19 protein-coding genes are annotated in these 19,142 nt (G+C 75.7%); 9 read left to right on the top strand and 10 right to left on the bottom strand.

Annotation, left to right across the window (positions count from 1 at the left end; genetic code table 11):
- Positions 1-10 precede the first annotated feature (10 nt).
- From ACIRVF_RS10670 to ACIRVF_RS10660, 3 genes are all read right to left on the bottom strand, one after another.
- Positions 11-691 carry an SCO2322 family protein gene (locus ACIRVF_RS10670; protein WP_402815930.1) on the bottom strand — a complete coding sequence of 227 codons (681 nt, stop codon included), beginning with the start codon at positions 689-691 and terminating at the stop codon, positions 11-13.
- Positions 691-1,953 carry a prenyltransferase/squalene oxidase repeat-containing protein gene (locus tag ACIRVF_RS10665; protein WP_402815929.1) on the bottom strand — a complete coding sequence of 421 codons (1,263 nt, stop codon included), beginning with the start codon at positions 1,951-1,953 and terminating at the stop codon, positions 691-693. The genes ACIRVF_RS10670 and ACIRVF_RS10665 overlap by 1 nt, the downstream gene beginning before the upstream one ends.
- Positions 1,954-2,070: 117 nt before the next feature.
- Complete coding sequence (locus ACIRVF_RS10660; protein ID WP_402815928.1) at positions 2,071-2,697, bottom strand: TetR family transcriptional regulator; 627 nt, start codon at positions 2,695-2,697, stop codon at positions 2,071-2,073.
- Between the two features lie 282 nt (positions 2,698-2,979).
- Between ACIRVF_RS10660 and ACIRVF_RS10655 the strand changes: the two genes are divergently transcribed.
- The 3 genes from ACIRVF_RS10655 (at position 2,980) to ACIRVF_RS10645 (ending at position 6,218) form a co-directional block, all read left to right on the top strand.
- Positions 2,980-4,290 (top strand): glycosyltransferase family 4 protein, encoded by a 1,311-nt coding sequence (locus ACIRVF_RS10655; RefSeq protein ID WP_402815927.1) that lies wholly within the window; start codon positions 2,980-2,982, stop codon positions 4,288-4,290.
- Between the two features lie 120 nt (positions 4,291-4,410).
- Complete coding sequence (locus ACIRVF_RS10650; RefSeq protein ID WP_402815926.1) at positions 4,411-5,160, top strand: class I SAM-dependent methyltransferase; 750 nt, start codon at positions 4,411-4,413, stop codon at positions 5,158-5,160.
- The gene (locus ACIRVF_RS10645) at positions 5,157-6,218 is read left to right on the top strand and encodes a prenyltransferase (protein WP_402815925.1); all 1,062 of its coding nucleotides are present in this window, start codon (positions 5,157-5,159) and stop codon (positions 6,216-6,218) included. The genes ACIRVF_RS10650 and ACIRVF_RS10645 overlap by 4 nt, the downstream gene beginning before the upstream one ends.
- Before the next feature lie 99 nt (positions 6,219-6,317).
- On the opposite strand, the gene ACIRVF_RS10640 is transcribed toward ACIRVF_RS10645, so the two are convergent.
- From ACIRVF_RS10640 to ACIRVF_RS10625, 4 genes are all read right to left on the bottom strand, one after another.
- Entirely contained in the window at positions 6,318-7,226 is a 909-nt protein-coding gene (locus ACIRVF_RS10640) for a hypothetical protein (RefSeq protein WP_402815924.1), read from the bottom strand.
- A gap of 209 nt (positions 7,227-7,435) precedes the next feature.
- Entirely contained in the window at positions 7,436-8,416 is a 981-nt protein-coding gene (locus tag ACIRVF_RS10635; RefSeq protein WP_402815923.1) for an N-acetylmuramoyl-L-alanine amidase, read from the bottom strand.
- Positions 8,417-8,423: 7 nt separating this feature from the next.
- The gene (locus tag ACIRVF_RS10630) at positions 8,424-9,701 is read right to left on the bottom strand and encodes a hypothetical protein (RefSeq protein ID WP_402815922.1); all 1,278 of its coding nucleotides are present in this window, start codon (positions 9,699-9,701) and stop codon (positions 8,424-8,426) included.
- Between the two features lie 159 nt (positions 9,702-9,860).
- Entirely contained in the window at positions 9,861-10,514 is a 654-nt protein-coding gene (locus ACIRVF_RS10625; protein ID WP_270147209.1) for a class I SAM-dependent methyltransferase, read from the bottom strand.
- A 174-nt stretch (positions 10,515-10,688) separates the two neighbouring features.
- Here ACIRVF_RS10625 and ACIRVF_RS10620 point away from each other — a divergent pair, with 174 nt between their 5' ends.
- Complete coding sequence (locus ACIRVF_RS10620) at positions 10,689-11,771, top strand: alcohol dehydrogenase catalytic domain-containing protein (RefSeq protein ID WP_402815921.1); 1,083 nt, start codon at positions 10,689-10,691, stop codon at positions 11,769-11,771.
- Between the two features lie 75 nt (positions 11,772-11,846).
- Here ACIRVF_RS10620 and ACIRVF_RS10615 read toward each other — a convergent pair whose 3' ends face one another.
- Together ACIRVF_RS10615 and ACIRVF_RS10610 are read right to left on the bottom strand one after the other, a co-directional pair.
- Positions 11,847-12,020, bottom strand: coding sequence for a hypothetical protein (locus tag ACIRVF_RS10615; protein WP_157846531.1), 174 nt, complete (start codon positions 12,018-12,020; stop codon positions 11,847-11,849).
- 204 nt (positions 12,021-12,224) lie between these two features.
- Positions 12,225-14,243 carry an alpha/beta hydrolase family protein gene (locus tag ACIRVF_RS10610; protein ID WP_402815920.1) on the bottom strand — a complete coding sequence of 673 codons (2,019 nt, stop codon included), beginning with the start codon at positions 14,241-14,243 and terminating at the stop codon, positions 12,225-12,227.
- A 385-nt stretch (positions 14,244-14,628) separates the two neighbouring features.
- Between ACIRVF_RS10610 and ACIRVF_RS10605 the strand changes: the two genes are divergently transcribed.
- The 3 genes from ACIRVF_RS10605 to ACIRVF_RS10595 are packed head-to-tail and all read left to right on the top strand — an operon-like array spanning position 14,629 to position 17,388.
- On the top strand, positions 14,629-15,465 hold the full coding sequence (locus ACIRVF_RS10605; protein WP_402815919.1) for a Nif3-like dinuclear metal center hexameric protein: 837 nt from the start codon (positions 14,629-14,631) through the stop codon (positions 15,463-15,465).
- 23 nt (positions 15,466-15,488) lie between these two features.
- Complete coding sequence (locus ACIRVF_RS10600) at positions 15,489-16,232, top strand: zinc ribbon domain-containing protein (protein WP_402815918.1); 744 nt, start codon at positions 15,489-15,491, stop codon at positions 16,230-16,232.
- A 4-nt stretch (positions 16,233-16,236) separates the two neighbouring features.
- Positions 16,237-17,388, top strand: a complete 1,152-nt coding sequence (locus tag ACIRVF_RS10595) for a bifunctional RNase H/acid phosphatase (protein WP_402815917.1) — start codon at positions 16,237-16,239, stop codon at positions 17,386-17,388.
- Positions 17,389-17,419: 31 nt separating this feature from the next.
- On the opposite strand, the gene yaaA is transcribed toward ACIRVF_RS10595, so the two are convergent.
- Positions 17,420-18,205: a peroxide stress protein YaaA gene (yaaA, locus tag ACIRVF_RS10590; protein ID WP_402815916.1), complete on the bottom strand. Its 786-nt coding sequence runs from the start codon at positions 18,203-18,205 to the stop codon at positions 17,420-17,422.
- Between the two features lie 167 nt (positions 18,206-18,372).
- On the opposite strand from yaaA, the gene ACIRVF_RS10585 reads away from it, so the two are divergent.
- The gene (locus ACIRVF_RS10585; RefSeq protein WP_402815915.1) at positions 18,373-18,708 is read left to right on the top strand and encodes a hypothetical protein; all 336 of its coding nucleotides are present in this window, start codon (positions 18,373-18,375) and stop codon (positions 18,706-18,708) included.
- On the top strand, positions 18,705-19,079 hold the full coding sequence (locus ACIRVF_RS10580; RefSeq protein ID WP_402815914.1) for a type II toxin-antitoxin system death-on-curing family toxin: 375 nt from the start codon (positions 18,705-18,707) through the stop codon (positions 19,077-19,079). The genes ACIRVF_RS10585 and ACIRVF_RS10580 overlap by 4 nt, the downstream gene beginning before the upstream one ends.
- The last annotated feature ends 63 nt before the right edge of the window (positions 19,080-19,142 follow it).

Raw genomic sequence — 19,142 nt, 5'->3', positions numbered from 1 at the left:
TGGGGAGGGGTTAGGAGTGACGGCGGCGGCGGGCCTGCCAGACGGCGCCCCCGGCGAGGACGGCGACCAGCGCGCCACCGGCGACCGGGCCGAGGTCCGGGCCGCTGCCGTGGTCGGCGGCGGGTTCGGCGGGCCCGGCGCCGCCGGCCGCGTCCACCTGGTCGCCGCAGCCCGCCCTCGGGTAGCCGGCGATGGCGCACAGCAGGCCGTTGGAGTCGTAGCGCAGCGGCGGGGCGACGGCGGCCAGCACCTCGGCCGAGGTGGCCCGCGGTGCGACGCTGGCGCAGGCCGTCCGCTGCCCGGGCGGCTGTACGGCGGACGCTCCGGCGTCCTCGGCCGTGCCGAAGTCCAGCACCACGGCCACCCGCTTGCGGCCGTCCTGGGCGGGCGTGGCGGCGCAGACCTGGTCGAACGGGGCCGCCGTCCGGGGCTTCGCGGCGTCCCGCCCGCCGTCCGGGCTGACGGCGAACCGCCAGCCGTCCACCGCGCCGTCCGGCGGCACGGCGACCGCGGGCCCCTGCGACTGGTAGGCCCAGGCCCCGCCGTCGCCGGCGCGCCAGAACGACCAGTACCGGTACCCGGCGGCCTGCGCGGGCGCGGCGGAGAGCAGCAGCACCAGCGCCCCGAGGAGCGGCAGGAGCAGCACGGCCAGGGCGGCCCGGTCCGTCCGGGTGCCGGGGGCGGGGCGCATCAGAGGTTCGGGTTGCGCTTGCGCTGGAGGCTGAGCAGGAGGCCGCCGCCGATGCCGATGAGCAGGCCGACGATGATCAGCCAGAACTGGCCCATGCCGTCGCTCTTCTTCGCCGGGGTGGCGTCCGCCGGGGTGGCGGCGCCGGCCTTCGGGGCCGGGCCGAGGGCGCTGAGCCGGCCGGTGAGGTCGGCGGTGGAGCGGTGGGCGGCCTGGGAGACCAGCAGGAGGCTGGCGGTGGCGGCGGCGTCGGTGCCGTCCTTGGTCCAGGTGGTGCCCTGCCCCTCCAGCCAGTCCACGGCGTCGGTGGCCTGCTCGGGGTGGCCGCTCTGGATCAGGGCGAGGGCGGCCCAGGCGGTGGCGGTGTAGTCGGGCTTGGGGTCGGCACCCGGGGTGGTGAGGGTGAGGTGCTCGTCGCCGGCCGCGAGCTGGGCACCGAGGTAGGCGCTGACGGCCTCGCCGGACTCGTTGTGCGGGATGGTGGCGGGCGCGGAGCCGTCGGCGCAGGCGAGGGCCTTGGGGGTCGCGTCGGCGTGCACCGAGGTGGCGACCGGCAGGTGCCCGCCGGCGGCGGCGAGGGCGGCCTGGGCGCTGGCCAGGGTGTTGGGGGCGAGGGCGCCGGTGGCCGGGTCCGGCTGGTAGGCGAAGGCGCCGCGCTGGTCGGCGGGGGCGGCGCAGCCGAGCTGGAAGCGGGCGAGGCCGTCGAAGGCGTTCTTGCCCGCCGCGCCGCCGGTGCCCGGCTTGGCGACGCCGGCCGGGTCGGTGCGGGCGGCGAACAGCGCGTTGACGGCGAGTCCGGTGGAGTTGGCGTCGCCCGGGTTGCCGGGGTTGTACGGCCAGCTGCCGTCGGCGTTCTGGTTGGCCTTGAGCCACTGCACGCCCTTGTCGACGGCCGGCTGGTGCCCGCCGAGGGCGACCAGGGCCTGGATGGCGACGGCGGTGGCGTTGCTGTCCTCGGTCCTGGCGTCGCAGGCCGCGCCGGCGGCCCGGTAGGAGGGCCAGCCGCCGTCCGCGCACTGCTGCCCGGTGAGCCAGTCCACCGCGGAGTCGGCCGGGGTGACCTTCGCCGCCGTCAGCGCGGTGAGCGCGAGGGACTGCCGCCAGACGCCGTCGTAGGTCGGGTCGCCCTTGCCGTACAGGCCGTCCGGAACGGCGGTGGCGGTCGCGCCGGGCGACGGGCTGTCGGCGAGGGCCGGTCCGGCGGCGACGCCGGCGAGCAGCGCGGCGGACAGGGCGGCGGCGCCCAGGCGGGCGGCGGTCAGCATGGTGCGGGTGTGCCTTTCGGTGAGCGGCGGGGGCCCGGGCGGGGCCGTTCGACTCTAACCGCCGGGCCGCGGCCCGCCGGCCTCCCGAAGCAGGAACAGGTTCCAGTAACGGGCCCGTCACGGCAGGGCCAGCAGCCTCGCCGCGGTGTGCAGGTCGGCCCGGACCTCGGCGATCGAGGCGCGGCCGGAGAGCCAGGCGACCAGGGCCGAGTGCCAGGTGTGCTCGATCACCCGGACGGCCGCGCGCTGGCTGTCGCTGGGTGGGCCGGACTGGCCGATCGCGTCCAGGATGAGCTGTCCGGTGGCTGCACTGACCAGGTCCACCTCGGCACCGACGGAGCGGTCCGCGAAGCACATCGCGCGGACCATCGCCTCGGCCAGCAACGGCTCGCGCTGGAGCGCGTGGAAGGCCCGGGTGAGCGTGTCGGCGACCCTGGGCGCCGGCTCCCGGTCGGCCGGCGGGTGCCGCCGGATGTGCTCCTGGAGCTCCTGCAGCTGCTCCAGCATGACCGCGACCAGCAGGTGGACCTTGGACGGGAAGTACCGGTACAGCGTCCCGAGGGCGACCTGCGCGCTCTCCGCGACCTCCCGCATCTGCACCGCCTCGTACCCGCCGCGGGCGGCCAGCGCGGTGGCGGCCCGCAGGATCCGGCGGCGCCGCTCGGCCTGGCGCGCGGACAGCGGCGGCTCGGCCCGGGGCGCGGCGGGGGCGCCCGAGGAGGCGGGGCTCGCGGTGGGGCTCACGGACGGGGTCGGCGACGGCAAGGGTGCTCCCGGGGGCGCGTGGGTGGCGGCGTGCTCCAGAAAGGTCGGCCCGAAGGCGACCCGCGGTCGGTCGGGGCGGGCGTGGCGGGAATCACCGGCCCTGGCTCCTGAGCGAAAGCTACGGGCCGGTATCTTCGAGGTCTCTCATTGTTCACATGGTTGACGACGAGTTCCACAGCCACTGAAACCTGATCTACTTTAGCGACCGGCGGTACCGATGGGGCCGCTCGCACCGATAGCAGCCAGAGATGAGGGCCGAGGATGACCGCGCAGCCGCTGCGGATTGCCCTGCTGTCATACCGCGGGGACCCGTTCTGCGGCGGTCAGGGAGTGTACGTACGGCACCTCTCCCGTGAGCTGGCCAGGCTCGGCCATCACGTGGACGTGATCGGCGCCCAGCCCTACCCGGTGCTGGACGAGGTCGAGGGCCCCGGATCGGTGCGCCTGGTCGAGCTGCCCAGCCTGGACCTCTACCGCGCCGACGACCCCTTCCGCACGCCCGCCCGCGGCGAGTTCCGCGGGCCGGTGGACGTGCTGGAGTTCGCCACCATGCGCACCGGCGGCTTCCCCGAGCCGCTCACCTTCTCGCTGCGCGCCCGTCAGTACCTGGCCCGGCACAAGGGCCGCTACGACGTGGTGCACGACAACCAGACCCTCGGCTACGGCCTGCTGGGCCTGGCCCGGCACGGCTTCCCGCTGGTCACCACGATCCATCACCCGATCACCGTGGACCGCCGGTTGGAGCTGGACGCGGCCGCCACGCGGGTGAAGCGGCTGTCGCTGCGCCGCTGGTACGCCTTCACCCGGATGCAGCGCCGGGTCGCGGCCCGGCTGGACCACGTGATCACCGTCTCCGGCACCTCGCAGCGCGAGATCACCGAGCACCTGGGTGCCGCCCCCGGCGCGGTCTCGGTGGTGCCGATCGGCGCCGACACCCGGCTCTGGTCGCCCTCCGAGCGGATCGCCCGGGTCCCCGGCCGGATCGTCACCACCTCCAGTGCGGACGTGCCGCTCAAGGGCCTGGTCTTCCTGGTCGAGGCGCTGGCCAAGGTCCGCACCGAGCGGGACGCCCATCTGGTGGTGGTCGGCAAGCCGCAGAAGGACGACGGCCCGGTGGCCGAGGCGGTGCGCCGCTTCGGCCTGGCGGAGCACATCGAGTTCCGCACCGGACTGACCGACGGCGAGCTGGTCGACCTGTACCGCTCGGCGGAGGTGGCCTGCGTCCCGTCGCTGTACGAGGGCTTCTCGCTGCCCGCCGCCGAGGCGATGGCCACCGGCACCCCGCTGGTCGCGACCACCGGAGGGGCGATCCCCGAGGTGGCCGGCCCGGACGGCGAGACCTGCCTGGCCGTGCCGCCGGGGGAGGCGGACGCGCTGGCCGCGGCGCTCGGCCGGCTGCTGGACGACCCGCGGCTGCGCGCCGAGCTCGGCGCGGCCGGCCGGGAGCGGGTGCTGGCCAGGTTCACCTGGGAGCGGGCCGCCGAGCTGACCGCGGACGCCTACCGCGCGGCGATCGCCACCGGCGTCGGCGCCCGGGCCCGTTCCGGGCCCGGCTGGCGGTACGTGCCCTGAGCGGCGCGCTCGGGAGCGACGCGCTCCGGGCCGTCGGCGAGTGACCTGACGAAGCTTTCTGGCGAAGCGTTCTGACGAAATGTCAGGAGCGCTTGTTGCAAAAGGAATGGGAGCCCTGCAGTGCTGACCGTCGATTTCTCGCGCTTCCCGCTCGCCCCCGGCGACCGGGTGCTCGACCTGGGCTGCGGCGGGGGCCGGCACGCGTTCGAGTGCTACCGCCGCGGTGCCAATGTGATCGCCCTCGACCAGAACGCCGAGGAGATCGCCGAGGTCAAGAAGTGGTTCGCCGCGATGGAGCTGGCCGGTGAGGCCCCCGAGGGCGCGTCGGCGGTCGCCATGGAGGGCAACGCGCTGGCGCTGCCGTTCGAGGACGACTACTTCGACAAGATCATCATCTCGGAGGTGATGGAGCACATACCCGATGACAAGGGCGTGCTCAACGAGATGTTCCGGGTCCTCAAGCCGGGCGGCCTGCTCGCCGTCACCGTGCCGCGCTGGCTGCCGGAGAAGATCTGCTGGGCGCTGTCCGACGAGTACCACGAGGTCGAGGGCGGCCACATCCGGATCTACCGGGGCGACGAACTGCTCGGCAAGCTCAAGGACGCCGGCCTGGAGCCGTACGGCACCCACCACGCGCACGCGCTGCACTCGCCGTACTGGTGGATCAAGTGCGCCGTCGGCGTGGACAACGACAAGGCGCTGCCGGTCAAGGCCTACCACCAGCTGCTGGTCTGGGACATCGTCGGGACCCCGGTGATCAGCAAGCTCACCAAGGCCGCCGAGAAGGCGCTCAACCCGGTCATCGGCAAGAGCTTCGTCGCCTACGCGTCCAAGCCGAACCGCGCGGAGCCCCGGCGGGCGGGCGCATGACCGCCGCCGTCCCCGAGGTGCTGCTGCTCGACGGGGTGCTGGACGCCGAGCAGGCCGCCGACACCGTCCGCAGCATCCTGGCCGAGCAGCGCCCCGACGGCGCCATCCCGTGGTTCGCCGGCCACCACCTGGATCCGTGGGACCACACCGAGGCCGCGATGGCCCTCGACACCGCCGGCGAGCACGCCGCCGCCGAGGCCGCCTACCGCTGGCTGGCCGCGCAGCAGAACCCGGACGGCTCCTGGTACGCCGCGTACACCGACGGCGTGGTCACCGACCGCGCCAAGGAGAGCAACTTCTGCGCCTACATCGCGGTCGGCGTCTGGCACCACCACCTCAGCGCCGGCGACGACGCCTTCCTGGAGTGGATCTGGCCGGTGGTCCGGCGGGCGCTGGACTTCATCGTCAGCCTGCGGCTGCCCGGCGGCCCGATCGCCTGGCGGGTCGACGAGGACGGCGCCGCCACCGAGGAGGCGCTGCTCACCGGCTCGTCCAGCATCCTGCACGCGCTGCGCTGCGGCCTGGCCATCGCCGACTACCTGGAGGAGCCCCAGCCCGACTGGGAGCTCGCGGCCGGCCGGCTGCGGCACGCCATCGCCCACCACCCCGAGCGGTTCCTCGACAAGGGCCGCTACTCGATGGACTGGTACTACCCGGTGCTCGGCACCGGCCTGCGCGGTGACGCGGCGCTGGCCCGGATCGAGCGGGACTGGGAGCGCTTCGTCGTCCCCGGCCTCGGCGTCCGCTGCGTCAGCGACCGCCCGTGGGTGACCGGCGGCGAGAGCGCCGAACTGGCCCTCGCGCTCTGGGCGATCGGCCAGTCCGACCGCGCGGTGGACATCCTGCGCTGGATCCAGCGGCACCTGCGCCACCAGGACGGCTCGTACTGGACCGGGTACGTCTTCGAGGACGACGCGATCTGGCCCGAGGAGCGCACCACCTGGACGGCCGGGGCGCTGCTGCTCGCGGTGGCCGCGCTCGGCGGGGACCCGGCGACGGTCGCGGTCTTCGGCGGGGAGCAGCTGCCCGCCGGGCTGGTGGTCCAGGACTGCTGCTGAGGCGTGTCGAAGACGCCGCGGTCCACCGACGGCGAAGGGGCGGGACCGGTGATCCGGTCCCGCCCCTTCCGCGTGCCCTGCGGCAGGCCGTGGGTGGTGTCAGCCGCGCTGGATGCCCGCGGTGTCGGCCAGCACGCCCTGGGTGCCGTCCGGCAGCTGGGCGACCAGGGCCGCGCCGCGCTGCTCGACGGCCAGGTACCAGGTGCCCGGCACGACCTCGCCGACCGGCCCGCCGGCCGGGTTGTCCTTCGGGGCCAGCTGGCGCGGGGCCGGGACGGCGAACCAGAACGGCTGGAAGTCCGCCGCCGGAGCGGCCGGCTGCTGCGCGGCGGCCGGGGCCGGGGCGCCCGCGTCCTGCGGCTGCGCCGGCTGGCCGGGCTGCGGCTGGCCGGCGGCCGGGTAGCCGTAGCCGCCGGGGACCGGCTGGGCGCCGAAGGCCGGGTCGTGGCCCTGGGCCGGGTAGCCGTACTGGCCGGGCTGGCCGGGGGCACCCGGGTGCCCGGGCTGACCCTGCATCGGGTAGCCGCCCTGGTACGGGACGGCGGCCGGGCGGTCGGAGACCAGCGGGGCCTTCAGCGCGGGCACCAGCGGGGCGGCCGCGGCCGCACCGGCCAGCACGATCAGCGCGATGAGGCCCAGCCAGGCGCCGAAGCCGTGGCCGAAGCTGGGGGACGACGGGCCGCCGCCGAGCGCCCAGACGGAGGTCCACAGCGCCGCGACGGCGAACGCGATGCCCCACTGGTCCAGCCGCAGGCCGAGCACCTGGCGGTTGGCGGCTGCGGGGCCCTGGAAGCGCTGCACCAGGATCAGGACGGCGGCGGCGATGCCCAGCAGGAAGACCGAGGGCAGGATGGGGAACAGCTCGGTGCTCCACGCGTTCTGCGAGGTGTCCCCGCAGTACCGGCTGCTGCAGTCCACGGTCCAGTAAGGCAGGAAGGAGGCGATGAACAGCAGGACGGCCGCGCCTGCGACGGCGGCGTCTCCCCTGGTGAGAGCGCGCAGATTCACTTACGTTCCCCTCGTTGACGTGTCGTGGACGGTGCTTCGCGCGGTCGGGCTGACCGGCCGAAACTCCCGAACGGACCAGAAGCCTAGGCCCAACCGTCCTGCCGGTGCACGGCGGGACCGGGAACGGGTCGAAGTCGTTGCAAACCGTGCGGACGCGGTGCTGCGTCGTCCACCCGGGCCGCTCGTCCCAACTCCCGTGCCGGGGCCGCTCAGTGCGCGGTCAGGAAGGCGGTCAGCGCGTCGGCGATCCCCTGGGCGGCCTGCTGCCGCCACTGAGGGTCCGTCATCCGTCGGGCGTCCGCGGAGTTGCGCATGTTACCGCACTCGATGAACACCTTGGGAACGGCGGAGAGGTTGAGGCCGCCCAGGTCGGAGCGGGTGTCGAGGCCCTCCTTCGCGATGTAGTCGGCGTACGGCTCGCCGGTCGCGGCGTGGAAGCCGTCGCGCAGCAGCAGGCCGAGGCGGTGCGAGGGTTCGACGATCGCGGAGTTGTCCGCCTTACCGGCGACCACCTTGGCGGGCATGATCACGTGGAAGCCGCTGCCGCTCGCCGGGCCGCCGTCGGCGTGCACCGAGAGCGCGACGTCGGCGTGCGCGTCGGCGCCCGCGCGGGCGCGCTCGTCCACGCACGGGCCCCAGGGGCGGTCACCGTCCTGGGTGAACACCACCTTGGCGCCCCGGGCGGTCAGCAGGGCGCGGGCCCGGCGGGTGACGTCCAGGGTGTAGTCGGCCTCGGTGTAGCCGGCATCGGTCTCGGTGCCGGTGGTGTCGCACTCCTTGTGGCCGTTTCCGACGTCCACCTGACGGTTGATCTCCGTGGAGTGGGAGAAGTTGCCGGGGTTGTGGCCGGGGTCGAGCACGACGGTGCGGCCGGTGAGGTCGGCGGCCGCGGTGGGGGACGGCGTGCCGGCGGGAGCCGCGTCCGTCCCGGTGGGAGTGCCGGTCGGGGTGCCGGTGGTCGGGGTCGCCTGCGGGGTGGCGGGCGCCGGGGAGGCGGACTGCGCCGCGCCGGACTGCGCCGCGCCGGACGGTGCGGCCGTGGCGGCGGCCGTGGCGGCCGCCGGGTCGGAGTGGTCCAGGGCCCGCCAGCCGAACCAGCCCGCCGTGCAGAGCGGGACGACCGCGGCCACCACCGTGGTGGTGCGCAGCAGGGCGGAGCGGCGGGGCGGTCGGGAGGTCGGGCCGGTCACGGTCGGTTCAGATCCTGTCCGAGGTGGGCGCGGTGAGACCGTAGGCGTTCGCGATCGGCTTCCACTTGGTCAGGAAGTCGTTCTTCGCCTGGGTGGCCTGCGGGTTGAGTTCGTCGGCCTTCTTCTTGTCCGCCGTGTTCGGCGCGGTGCCGGAGCAGCCCTGGGCGGCCACCGCGCGGGCCCAGCTCGCGTAGGCCTTGTCGATGTCGGAGGACAACTGCCAGGCGGACTTGAGCGAGTTCACCGCGTCCGCGCCGCCCGGCAGGTCCGCGACGCTCAGCTTGGACAGCTTGGTCAGCAGGCCGTCGCGCTGTTTGGCGCCGCTGTCGAAGACCTGCGCCGCGCTGTCGATGTCGGCCTTCGCGGGGCAACTGGTCACCTTGGCCACCGCGTTGCCGATCTGGGTCCGGGCGTTGCCGCCCTCGGTGAGCAGGGCGTCCAGCGCCTGGGCCTCGGACTGCGCCTTGGGGCCGGCGCCGGACGCGGTCGGGGACGGCGTGTCGGAGGGTGCGGCCGTGGTGCCGGGAGCGGCGTCCGTACCGGTGGGCGCCGGGGCGGGCTGCGGGTTGCCGGAGCCGGTCGCGCCGACGGCCGACGCGGCGGGCGCGGCCCGGTCGTCCTTGCCGCCGCTCTTGGTCGCGTACAGCAGGCCGCCGCCGACCGCCACCACCAGCAGCAGCGCGAAGCCGATCAGCAGCGGGGCCCTGCGGTTGGCCGGGCGGTCCCGGTCGTCCTCGTCGTCGAGCGCCTGGTCGCTCGGGTGGTCCGGCTGGGCGGGGTAGGGCCGGGCAGCGTACCCGGGCTGCTGCGGGGGCTGCCCGTAGGGGCCCTGCTGGTACGGGCCGGCCGTGGGCGGCGGCGGGTAGACGTAGCCGGGGCCGGGGAGCTGCCCGCCCTGGGGCGCGCCGTCCTGCGGGGTCGCGTGGGAGGGGAACGGCGTGGACGCGGGCGGGGCGCCCGGGGGTGGCGGGGTGATCCGGGGGAGCGCGGTGGTGGGCGCCCCGGGGCCCGGGTCCTGGGCGGCCGTCGGGGCGGGGGGCTGCGCGGGGGCCGGTGCCGGTGCCGACATGTCCGGCGGCGGGCCGAAGCCCGGGGCGGTGGACAGGTAGGGGCGGGCGCCCAGCGGCGGGCCCTGGTCGCCGACCGCGCCCGCGGTGGGGGGCTCCGGCGCTGGGGCGGGGGTGGAATCGGCGTCCGGGCGCTGCGGATTGCGGACCCAGCCTCCCGCGCCGCCGCGCGCGGTCGGGTCCCAGACCGCCGGAGCGGTGTTGTGCTGGTCCGTCATGTGCCGCTGGCCCCCACCGTCCGCCGATGCTCTGCCTGGTGCTGCGCGGACACCGTACCGTTCGAGCACCCGTCGGACAGCCCCGGCACGACGTTAGAGCATCGGGGCGGGGCTGTGGGGGTGATCTGGCGGGGTGGGCGGGGGAGTAGGGGACAGGCCCTACGCGGCGGTCCGGCGAAGGACGCGCAGCGAGCCGGTCACCGAGACCTCCTCGAAGCCCTCGGCGAGCGCCCGCAGGTACACCCGGTACGGGGCCTGGCCGCCGTCCGCCGGGTCCGGGAACACGTCGTGCACCACCAGCAGGCCCTCCGGCGCCAGGTGCGGCGCCCAGCCCTCGTAGTCGCCGGTGGCGTGCTCGTCGGTGTGCCCGCCGTCGATGAAGACCAGGGCCAGCGGCCGTCCCCACAGCGCGGCGATCTGCGGTGAGCGACCGACCAGCGCGACCACGTGCTCCTCCAGCCCGGCGGCGTGCAGGGTGCGGCGGAACCGGGGCAGGGTGTCCATCCGCCCGACCTCGGGGTCCACCAGCGTCGGGTCGTGGTACTCCCACCCGGGCTGCTGCTCCTCCGAGCCGCGGTGGTGGTCGACGGTCAGCGCGACCGTCCCGGCCTCCCGGGCCGCGGCCGCCAGCAGGACCGCCGAGCGGCCGCAGTAGGTGCCGATCTCCAGCACCGGCAGCCCGGTGCGCCGGGCCGCCGCCACCGCAGCCGCGTACAGCGCGAGGCCCTCGTCCACCGGCATGAACCCGGTGGCCGCCTCGAACGCCGCCAGCACCTCCGGCGCCGGGCGGGCGCCCTCCAGCAGGTCGGACATGCGGTGCTCCTCGTGGTTCGGGCGGCGGGCGGACGTGCTCGGGACCCTACTCGAAGGTAGCCGGGGCGGGGGTGGCGGGTGGCCGACCGGTTCTGGAACGCGTTCTCGTCGGGTCCCGGCGGCCGTGCCAGAATCGCCCCGACCCTTGACCCGAGGCACACCGGGAGCAGCCCCATGCGCGCAGCCGTCCTGCACAAGACCGGCCAGGACACCCTCGACGTCCGCGAGGACGTCACGGCGGTCGGCTTCGGACCGGGCACCGTGCGGGTCCGGATGCGCGCCGCCGGCCTCTGCCACTCCGACCTCTCCGCGATGAGCGGTGTCCTGCCGCAGCCCGCGCCGTTCGTCCCGGGCCACGAGGGCGCCGGGGACGTCGTCGAGGTCGGCGCGGGCGTGACCGGCGTCGTCCCCGGGGACCGGGTGGTGCTCTGCTGGATGGCCCCCTGCGGCCGCTGCGTTCACTGCGAACGGGGCCGGGGCCACCTGTGCGTCGCCAGTCTGCGGCGGCTCGGCGCGCCCGGCTTCCGGCTGGCCGAGGGCGGCACCGAGGCCTCCGGCTTCTACGGCACCGGCGCCTTCGCCGAGGAGGTGGTGGTCGCCGCCGACGCCGTCATCAAGGTGCCCGCCGACCTCCCGTACGAGGCCGCCGCCCTGATCGGCTGCGGGGTGACCACCGGCATCGGCGCCGCCGTCAACACCGCCCGGGTCGAGCCCGGCGCCGCCGTCGCGGTGATCGGGGCGGGCGGCGTCGGGGTGGCCGCCGTCCAGGGCGCCCGGGTCTGCGGCGCCGCCCGGATCACCGTCGTCGACCCGGTGGCCTCGCGCCGCGAGCGGGCGCTGGCCTTCGGCGCCACGGAGGCGATCACCCCCGAGGAGCTGAAGGCGACGGCCAAGGGCCTGCCCGGCGGTGGCTTCGACCACGTCTTCGAGGCGGTCGGCCGCGCGGCCACCGTCCGGGCCGGCTACGACGCCGCCCGGCGCGGCGGCGCGGTCGTGGTGATCGGCGCGGGCGCGCAGGACGACCTGGCGCAGTTCACCATGGCGGAGCTGTTCTTCAACGAGAAGCGGCTGCTGCCCTCGCTGTACGGCGGGGCGCCGGTGGCCGGCACCGTCGCCCTGGTGGTGGACCTGTGGCGGGCCGGGCGGATCGACCTGGAGGGGATGATCACCCACCGGGTCGGCCTGGCGGACGTGAACCGGGCGATCGAGCAGATGCGCAGCGGCGAGGCGCTGCGGACGGTGGTCTCGCTCGGGTAGCTCCCGCGGCATGCGCGAGGGCCCGCCGGGACGTCCTCGGCGGGCCCTCGCGGGGTCCTGCGCTTCCCGCCCCGGTCAGCCCCGGGCGCCGGCCGCGCGGTGGCGGCCGTGCGGGTCCGCCCCGGGGGTGTCGTCGGACGCGGAACCACCGCGGTGGCGACCGTGCGACGCGGTGTCCTCGGCCGTCTTCTCGTCGGCGTCGGTCCCGGTCATCGCGGGTCCGGTGGTGTCGGTGAGGGTGTCGGACATGAGAAATCGTCTTCCGTGCGGAGGGTGCGGGTCATCGGCGCCCGTCCGGCGCCTTCGGCACACGGTCGGGTCCCCGATCGGGCACTCGGTACGCGCCCACAGCCGGTGATCGCGGCCCGTGCCCCGGCCACCATAACGGCCGGGACCGACGAGATCCTATCGACCTCATGGGGCGGCTCCTCCGTCCCGCCCGCGGGCCGGTGATCAGCCCGGGCGGCCGGTCCGCAGGAAGCCGGCGAGCAGTTCGTGGAGCACCGCGGCGCCCTCCTCGGCGAGCACCTCGTGCCCGGAGCCGGCCGCCTCCACGTACCGGAAGTCCGCGCCCTCGACCCGCCCGATCCGCAGCAACTCGTGCCGCAGCGACCGGGACTGGCTCACCGGCACCACCTCGTCCCGGTCGCCGTGCACCACCAGCAGCGGCGCGCTCAGCCGGTGCGCCAGCTGGAGCACGTCGCGCGGGCCGCGGGCGTCCAGGACCGGCTCGCCGCCGCCCAGCCGGGCGGTCAACGCCCTTACCGGCGGCGCCGCTTCGGCCAGCAGCCGGGCGCCGGACAGGAACGGCGCGACCACCGCGCAGCGGGCGACCTGCTCGGCCGGGGCGTGCGCGGCCGCCAGCAGCGCCAGGAACGCGCCGTAACTGACCCCGAACAGGGCGGGCGGCTCCAGCCCGAGCGCCGCTCGCTGGCCGGCGATGCCCTCCAGGAGGTGCAGCACGTCGTCCAGGTCGGGCCCGCCCCAGGCGCCCCGGACGGCCAGCGCGTGCGGCACCCCGTAGCCGGTGGAGCCGCGCTGGTTGGGCGCGACCACCGCCAGGCCCTCGGCGGCCATCCGCTGCAGCGCCGGGTCGAACTCCAGCCGCCAGGCGTCCGCCGGCCCGCCGTGCAGGGCCAGTACCAGGTGCGGGCTGCTCAGCCAGGCGTCACCGCCGTACACCACCGCCTCCAACGGGCCTGCCGGGCCCGCGAGTTCGAGGCTCTGCGCGGGCTGCCAGCGGCCGCCGTCGCCGGGCGGGGTGCTGCCGTCCAGCCGCCAGCCGGCCGGCGGGGCAAGGACGCCGCGCGGCCCGCCGGGCTGCCAGGGCGGCACGGCCTCCCGCCACGGGCCGGGCAACCCCGAGCCCAGCGGCGCGAGTTGGAGCGGCAAGGGCATCGGGACGGTTCCGGCCGGGGCCGGTCCGTGCGCCAGCAGGGCGTCCACGTCCAGGGTGGCCAGCGCCGTCGGCTGGTCGGGCGAGGAGTAGGGGATCCGCAGGCCGGCTCCACTCCAGTGCCCGACCGTACCCAGCCGTCCGGGCGGCACCGGCAGCGGATCCAGCCGTCCGACGGCGGGCCGCCACAGGGCGAGCGCCGACCCGGCGCCGTGGTCGATCTGCACCGCCACCCGGGGGCCGTCCGGCCCCTGCCGCAGCGCGACCGGCCGCAGGGTCGTGCCCGTGACGCGCAGGCACTCCGGGAACCGCAGCGGCTCCCCGCCGCCCAGTACGCCCCAGCCGAGCCGGTCGGTGCCGGGCGCGTCGCTGCGCACCATCGCGAAGCCGCTGTCCGGGTCGAACAGCACCAGCCGGTCGTTGCTGTGCTCGCCGATCTCCAGCAGCGGGGAGGCGGTGCCGCTGCGCAGGTCCAGCACCACGCTGCGGACCAGCCCGCCGGCCACCCGGTCCAGCGCGAGCAGTGCGCCCGCCCGGTCCAGCCAGGTGCCGCCGCCGTGCAGGCCGGGGATCTCGGCGACCCGCACGGGCTCGCCGCCGTCCGTCCGGACCAGCCAGGCCGTGGTCGTCGGGCGGGTGTCGGTGCCGAGGGCGAGCGCCACCGGGGTGCGCGGACCGGCGCCGGGCGGCACCGGGAGCGGCAGCAGCCGCAGTCCGGACATCCGCAGGGAGGCCACCGGCTGCTCCACGGTGCCGCCCTCCCCGTGGGAGAGGCGGACCAGGTCGTGCCGCTCGCCGTCGTGCCGGCAGACCAGTACCGATCCGTCGGGCAGCGCGACCAGCTGCGAACGCGGGTCCTCCGACCGGTTGCCGGACAGCGGCAGCGCGGCGGGCGCGGCCGGTGAGCCGTCCGACGGGAGCCGCCAGCCCTCCACGTACCAGCCGCTGTCGGCGGCCGCGGCCAAACAGGCCGCGTGGCTGCCGTCGGCGGCGAAGGCGAAGCCCAGCCGGCGCAGTGCCCGGGTGGTGGTCCGGGTGGCCGCGTTCACGCCCCGCTCGCCCTCATGTGCCACCACATCCCTTTCGTCTGTTGCCGGGGCAACTCCCGTCCGCAGGACTGAAGTTAGTTTCGACGAAACCGGAGTCCCAACGCCGGGCCGGTCGCTTCACCCGTAAGGGTGAGCAGGGGGCGGTTTCGAATTCGTCCGAGGGCCCCCTGTGCGCCACGGGCGCCGGGCGTGCGGGCGCACCCGGTCCGCGCGGGCCCGTACGGGCGCCCCCGTGCGGGTTGACGCCGCCCCGCAGCGGGTTGACGCGCATCCGTGCGCCCGCGGCACCGGCGTCCGAACGGCCACCGCGCCGGGGCCCGGACGGCGTCCGCGCGAGGTCCGGACGGGCACCGGCCCCTTCCCCCGATCGGCCGAGGCCCGACCGCCCCCGCGCGCACGGTAGTCTCGACAGGTGCCGAAACTGTCCGACGTCATCACCGCCCTCGAAGAGGTCTACCCCCCGCAGTGGGCAGAGTCCTGGGACGCCGTCGGCCTGGTCTGCGGGGACCCTCAGGCCGAGGTCGGCCGCGTGCTGTTCGCCGTCGACCCCGTCCAGGCCGTCGTCGACGAGGCCGTGGAGTGGGGCGCCGACCTCGTGGTCACCCACCACCCCCTCTACCTGCGCGGCACCACCAGCGTCGCCGCCACCACCTTCAAGGGCCGGGTGGTGCACACGCTGATCACCAACGGCATCGCGCTGCACGTCGCCCACACCAACGCCGACCACGCCGACCCCGGCGTCTCGGACGCGCTGGCCGAGGCGGTCGGCCTGCGGGTCACCGGCCCGCTGGTGCCGGACCCGACGGACCCGCTGGGCCGTCGCGGCACCGGCCGGATCGGCCTGCTGGAGCCCCCGCTGACGCTGTCCGCCTTCGCCGCCCGGGTCGCCGAGGGCCTGCCCGCCACCGCCGCGGGCGTGCGCGTCTCCGGCGACCCGGACCGGCGGATCAGCCGGGTGGCGGTGTGCGGCGGCTCCGGCGACAGCTTCTTCGCCGACGTACGGGCGGCCGGCGTGGACGCCTACGTGACCGCCGACCTGCGCCACCACCCGGCCTCCGAGGCCACCGAGGCCGCGCCGGTCGCGCTGGTCGACGCCGCGCACTGGGCCACCGAGTGGCCCTGGCTCGGCCTGGCCGAGCGCGCCCTGCTGGCCGCCGCCGACCAGCGCGGCTGGGCCGTGGAGACCAAGGTCTCCCACCGGGTCACCGACCCGTGGACCGCGCACGCCCCCATGTCCTTCACCGCCTGACCCGATTCACAGGAGCTTTCCCCTTGAACGCCGCGCCCGCCGACCAGATCCGCCTGCTCGACCTCCAGGCCATCGACTCGAAGCTCGACCAGCTGGCCCACCGGCGCCGGAGCCTGCCGGAGCACGCCGAGATCGAGAAGGCCACCGCCGACCACACCGCGCTCAAGGACCTCGTCGTCGCCGCCGAGGCCCAGAAGGGCGACACCGCTCGCGAGCTGACCAAGGCCGAGCAGGACGTCGAGCAGGTCCGCGCCCGCGCCGCCCGCAACCAGCAGCGCCTGGACTCCGGCGCGATCACCTCGCCGAAGGACCTGGAGAACCTCCAGCACGAGATCGGCTCGCTGGCCAAGCGCCAGGGCGACCTGGAGGAGGTCGTGCTGGAGATCATGGAGCGCCAGGAGAGCGCCAACTCCCGGGTCGAGGAGCTGAGCGCCCGACTGGAGCACTCCACCGTGGTCCTCAAGGAGGCCGAGGCCCGCCGCGACGCCGCCTTCGCCGAGATCGACGCCGAGGCCGACAAGGTCAAGCGCGACCGCGAGACCGTCGCCGCCGTCATCCCGGCCGACCTGCTGAAGGTGTACGCCAAGCTGCGCGAGACCCAGGGCGGCGTCGGCGCGGCCCGCCTCTACCAGCGCCGTTGCGAGGGCTGCCGCACCGAGTTCTCGATCACCGAGCTGAACGCCATCAAGGCCGAGCCGGCCGACAAGGTCGTCCGCTGCGAGAACTGCTCGCGGATCCTGGTCCGCACGGCCGACTCGGGCGTCTGACCCGGTGGTGGCGCGCTTCATCGTCGAGGCGGACGGCGGGTCCCGGGGCAACCCGGGGCCGGCCGGCTACGGCGCGGTGGTCCGGGACGGCGACACCGGGCAGCTCGTCGCGGAGGCCGCCGAGTTCATCGGCCACGCCACCAACAACGTGGCCGAGTACCGGGGCCTGATCGCCGGGCTCAGGGCGGCCCGCGAGCTCGACCCGGACGCCTCGGTGGACGTCCGGATGGACTCCAAGCTGGTCGTCGAGCAGATGTCCGGCCGCTGGAAGATCAAGCACCCCGACATGCAGCCGCTCGCCGCCGAGGCGCGCACCGTCTTCCCGCGCGGCCGGGTCACGTACACCTGGATCCCGCGCGACCGGAACAAGGACGCCGACCGGCTGGCCAACGAGGCGATGGACGCCGGCCGCGACGGGCGCCAGTGGGAGCCCCGCAGGCCCGCCGGGACCGTCGACGCGGCGGCCCTCGCGGCCGAGCCGCCGCCGGAGAAGAGCGCCCCCAGGGCCGGCTGGGCCGCCCCCGCCGACCTCGGCACCCCGACCACCTTCGTCCTGCTGCGCCACGGCGAGACCCCGCTCACCCCCGAGAAGCGCTTCTCCGGCAGCGGCGGCACCGATCCGGAGCTGTCCGACAAGGGCCGCTGGCAGGCCGAGCGGGCCGCCGAGGCGCTGGCCGCGCGCGGCAGCATCCAGGCGGTCGTCGCCTCCCCGATGCGCCGCACCCGGCAGACCGCCGAGATCGTCGCGGCCCGGCTCGGACTGGAGGTCCGGTACGAGGAGGGGCTGCGCGAGGTCGACTTCGGCGCCTGGGAGGGCCTGACCTTCGCCGAGGTGCAGGAGCGCTACCCGGACGACCTGTCGGCCTGGCTCGGCTCCGCCAAGGCCAGGCCGACCGGCAGCGGCGAGAGCTTCACCACCCTCACCCACCGGGCCGGCATCGCCCGGGACAGGATCCTCGCCCGGTACCCGGGGAAGACCGTGCTGGTGGTCTCGCACGTCAGCCCGATCAAGACGCTGGTCCGGCTCGCCCTCGGCGCGCCGCCCGACTCGATGTACCGGATGGAGCTGTCCGCCGCCTCGATCTGCGCCGTTCAGTACTACGCGGACGGAAACGCCTCGCTGCGGCTGCTCAACGACGGCTCGCACCTGCGCTGAGCCCGCTCCGGCGGCGGGCGGTGCCGGGCGCTCAGTGCACCTCGGTGACCACCACGTCCAGCTGCCACGGCTTGCGCGCCGTGCCCTCCGCGGCGAGCTCGACGTGGTGGCCCAGCTCCAGCAGCGCGTCCAGCAGTTCGGCGGGCGTCTTCGGCTCGGCCCCGGCGACCAGCAGGTCCCGGACGATCCGACCCTTGGTCGCCTTGTTGAAGTGGCTGACCACCGTCCGCCTGCCGTTCCGCTCCTGCAGCACCCGGACGGTCGCGGTGCGGGAGGCCACCTCGCCGGCAGGCTTCCAGGCCGCCGCGTACGCCGAGCTGCGCAGGTCCAGCACCAGCCCGTCCGCCACCTCGGGGAGCACGGCGGCCGTCGCGCTCCGCCAGTACGTGCCGAGCGCCCCCGGCCCGGGCAGTTTCACGCCCATCGAGCAGCGGTAGGACGGGATCCGGTCGGAGATCCGCACCGCGCCCCACAGCCCGGAGAACACCAGCAGCGAGCGCTCGGCGCGGTCGTACGCGGCGGCGTCCAGCGTGGCCAGGCCCAGGTTGTCGAACAGCACCCCGGTGTACACCTCGGCGGCCGGACGGGCCCCGGCGGTGGGCAGGCCGGCGTTCTTGGCGATCTCGCCGCGCAGGCCGGGAGTGAGTCCGAGCACCTCGGCGGCGGTGTCCTCGTCGCCTCGGCACAGCCCGACCAGCGCGTCCAGCACCGCACCGCGCGCCGCCGTCAGCCCCGGCAGCGACAGCCGCTCCAGCGCGACCGGCTCGCCGTCCCCGGACGCGGCCTTGCCCTCCGACGGCGGCAACAGCACCAGCACAGCGGACTCCTCAACACTTTGTGGCAGACGGACCCCGCAACCCTACTGCGCCCGCCCCGCCCTTCGGAGCCGCCCTCCGGAGGGCGGAAGCCAGTGGCCCCGGCGGCAATTCGGTGGGAACGTCCGGCGTTCATCACTACGGTGAGCCGCGAAGGAGAGTGACCGAGATGACCATGCGACCCCTGGACCTGGTGCCCGGCGACGACGACGCCGTGGAGGAGTCCCTGCCCGTGCGCCTGCCCGCCGGCCTGCCGGCCGGGACGCGGCAGGCGCTGGAGTTCGCCGTGCGGGCCGCGGCCGAGGCCGTGCTGGCCGGGCGGGTGCGGGTGACGGAGGCGGACGCCGGGGCGGACACCGCCGAACTGGCCTTCGAGGTCCGCCAGTCCGAGGTCCCGCGGGCGCTCACCGAGGCGGCGCCCGGCAAGGCCGAGCGCCGGGCCGCCATGGTGGCCCGGATCCGCGCCGCCAACGCGGAGACGCTGGAGCGGCTGAAGGACCTGTGACCACCGTGTACCTGGACCTCGACGACGTCACCTACCTCGCCGGGGGCGCGCAGAACGTCCGCGACCTCGGCGGCCTGCTCTCGGCGATCGCCCGTCCGCAGGCCAGCCTGTTCGGCTCCGACGCCTACCCCGACCTGTGGACCAAGGCCGCCGCCCTCGGCCAGAGCCTGTCCCGCAACCACCCGCTCGTCGACCGGAACAAGCGCACCGCCTTCGAGGCGATGCTGCTGTTCCTGGACTACAACGCCGAGCCCTACGCCGACCCGCGGCCGGACGACGCCGTGGCCTACGTGCTGCGGCTCGCCACCGGTCGCTACGACGACGCGATCGCCCTCGCCGCCGAGGACCTCAAGTCCCTCCTGGGGCGGTGAGCCCGGAGCGGGTCCTCCGGCGCGTCCGCCGGGGTCCTCCGTCCGGAACCACCCGATTCCGCC

The organism is Kitasatospora sp. NPDC101157, from assembly GCF_044768255.1.
Classification (GTDB): domain Bacteria; phylum Actinomycetota; class Actinomycetes; order Streptomycetales; family Streptomycetaceae; genus Kitasatospora.
Note: the sequence above shows the minus strand (reverse complement) of the source record. Positions and strands in the feature narration are given on the sequence as shown.

What these genes read in the sequence shown, in the direction of transcription:
- ACIRVF_RS10645 (WP_402815925.1), top strand. Translation starts at nt 5,157, where the DNA reads ATGACCGCCGCCGTCCCCGAGGTGCTGCTGCTCGACGGGGTGCTGGAC.
- ACIRVF_RS10630 (WP_402815922.1), bottom strand. Translation starts at nt 9,701, where the DNA reads ATGACGGACCAGCACAACACCGCTCCGGCGGTCTGGGACCCGACCGCG.
- ACIRVF_RS10615 (WP_157846531.1), bottom strand. Translation starts at nt 12,020, where the DNA reads ATGTCCGACACCCTCACCGACACCACCGGACCCGCGATGACCGGGACC.
- ACIRVF_RS10620 (WP_402815921.1), top strand. Translation starts at nt 10,689, where the DNA reads ATGCGCGCAGCCGTCCTGCACAAGACCGGCCAGGACACCCTCGACGTC.
- ACIRVF_RS10655 (WP_402815927.1), top strand. Translation starts at nt 2,980, where the DNA reads ATGACCGCGCAGCCGCTGCGGATTGCCCTGCTGTCATACCGCGGGGAC.
- ACIRVF_RS10665 (WP_402815929.1), bottom strand. Translation starts at nt 1,953, where the DNA reads ATGCTGACCGCCGCCCGCCTGGGCGCCGCCGCCCTGTCCGCCGCGCTG.
- ACIRVF_RS10585 (WP_402815915.1), top strand. Translation starts at nt 18,373, where the DNA reads ATGACCATGCGACCCCTGGACCTGGTGCCCGGCGACGACGACGCCGTG.
- ACIRVF_RS10670 (WP_402815930.1), bottom strand. Translation starts at nt 691, where the DNA reads ATGCGCCCCGCCCCCGGCACCCGGACGGACCGGGCCGCCCTGGCCGTG.
- ACIRVF_RS10625 (WP_270147209.1), bottom strand. Translation starts at nt 10,514, where the DNA reads ATGTCCGACCTGCTGGAGGGCGCCCGCCCGGCGCCGGAGGTGCTGGCG.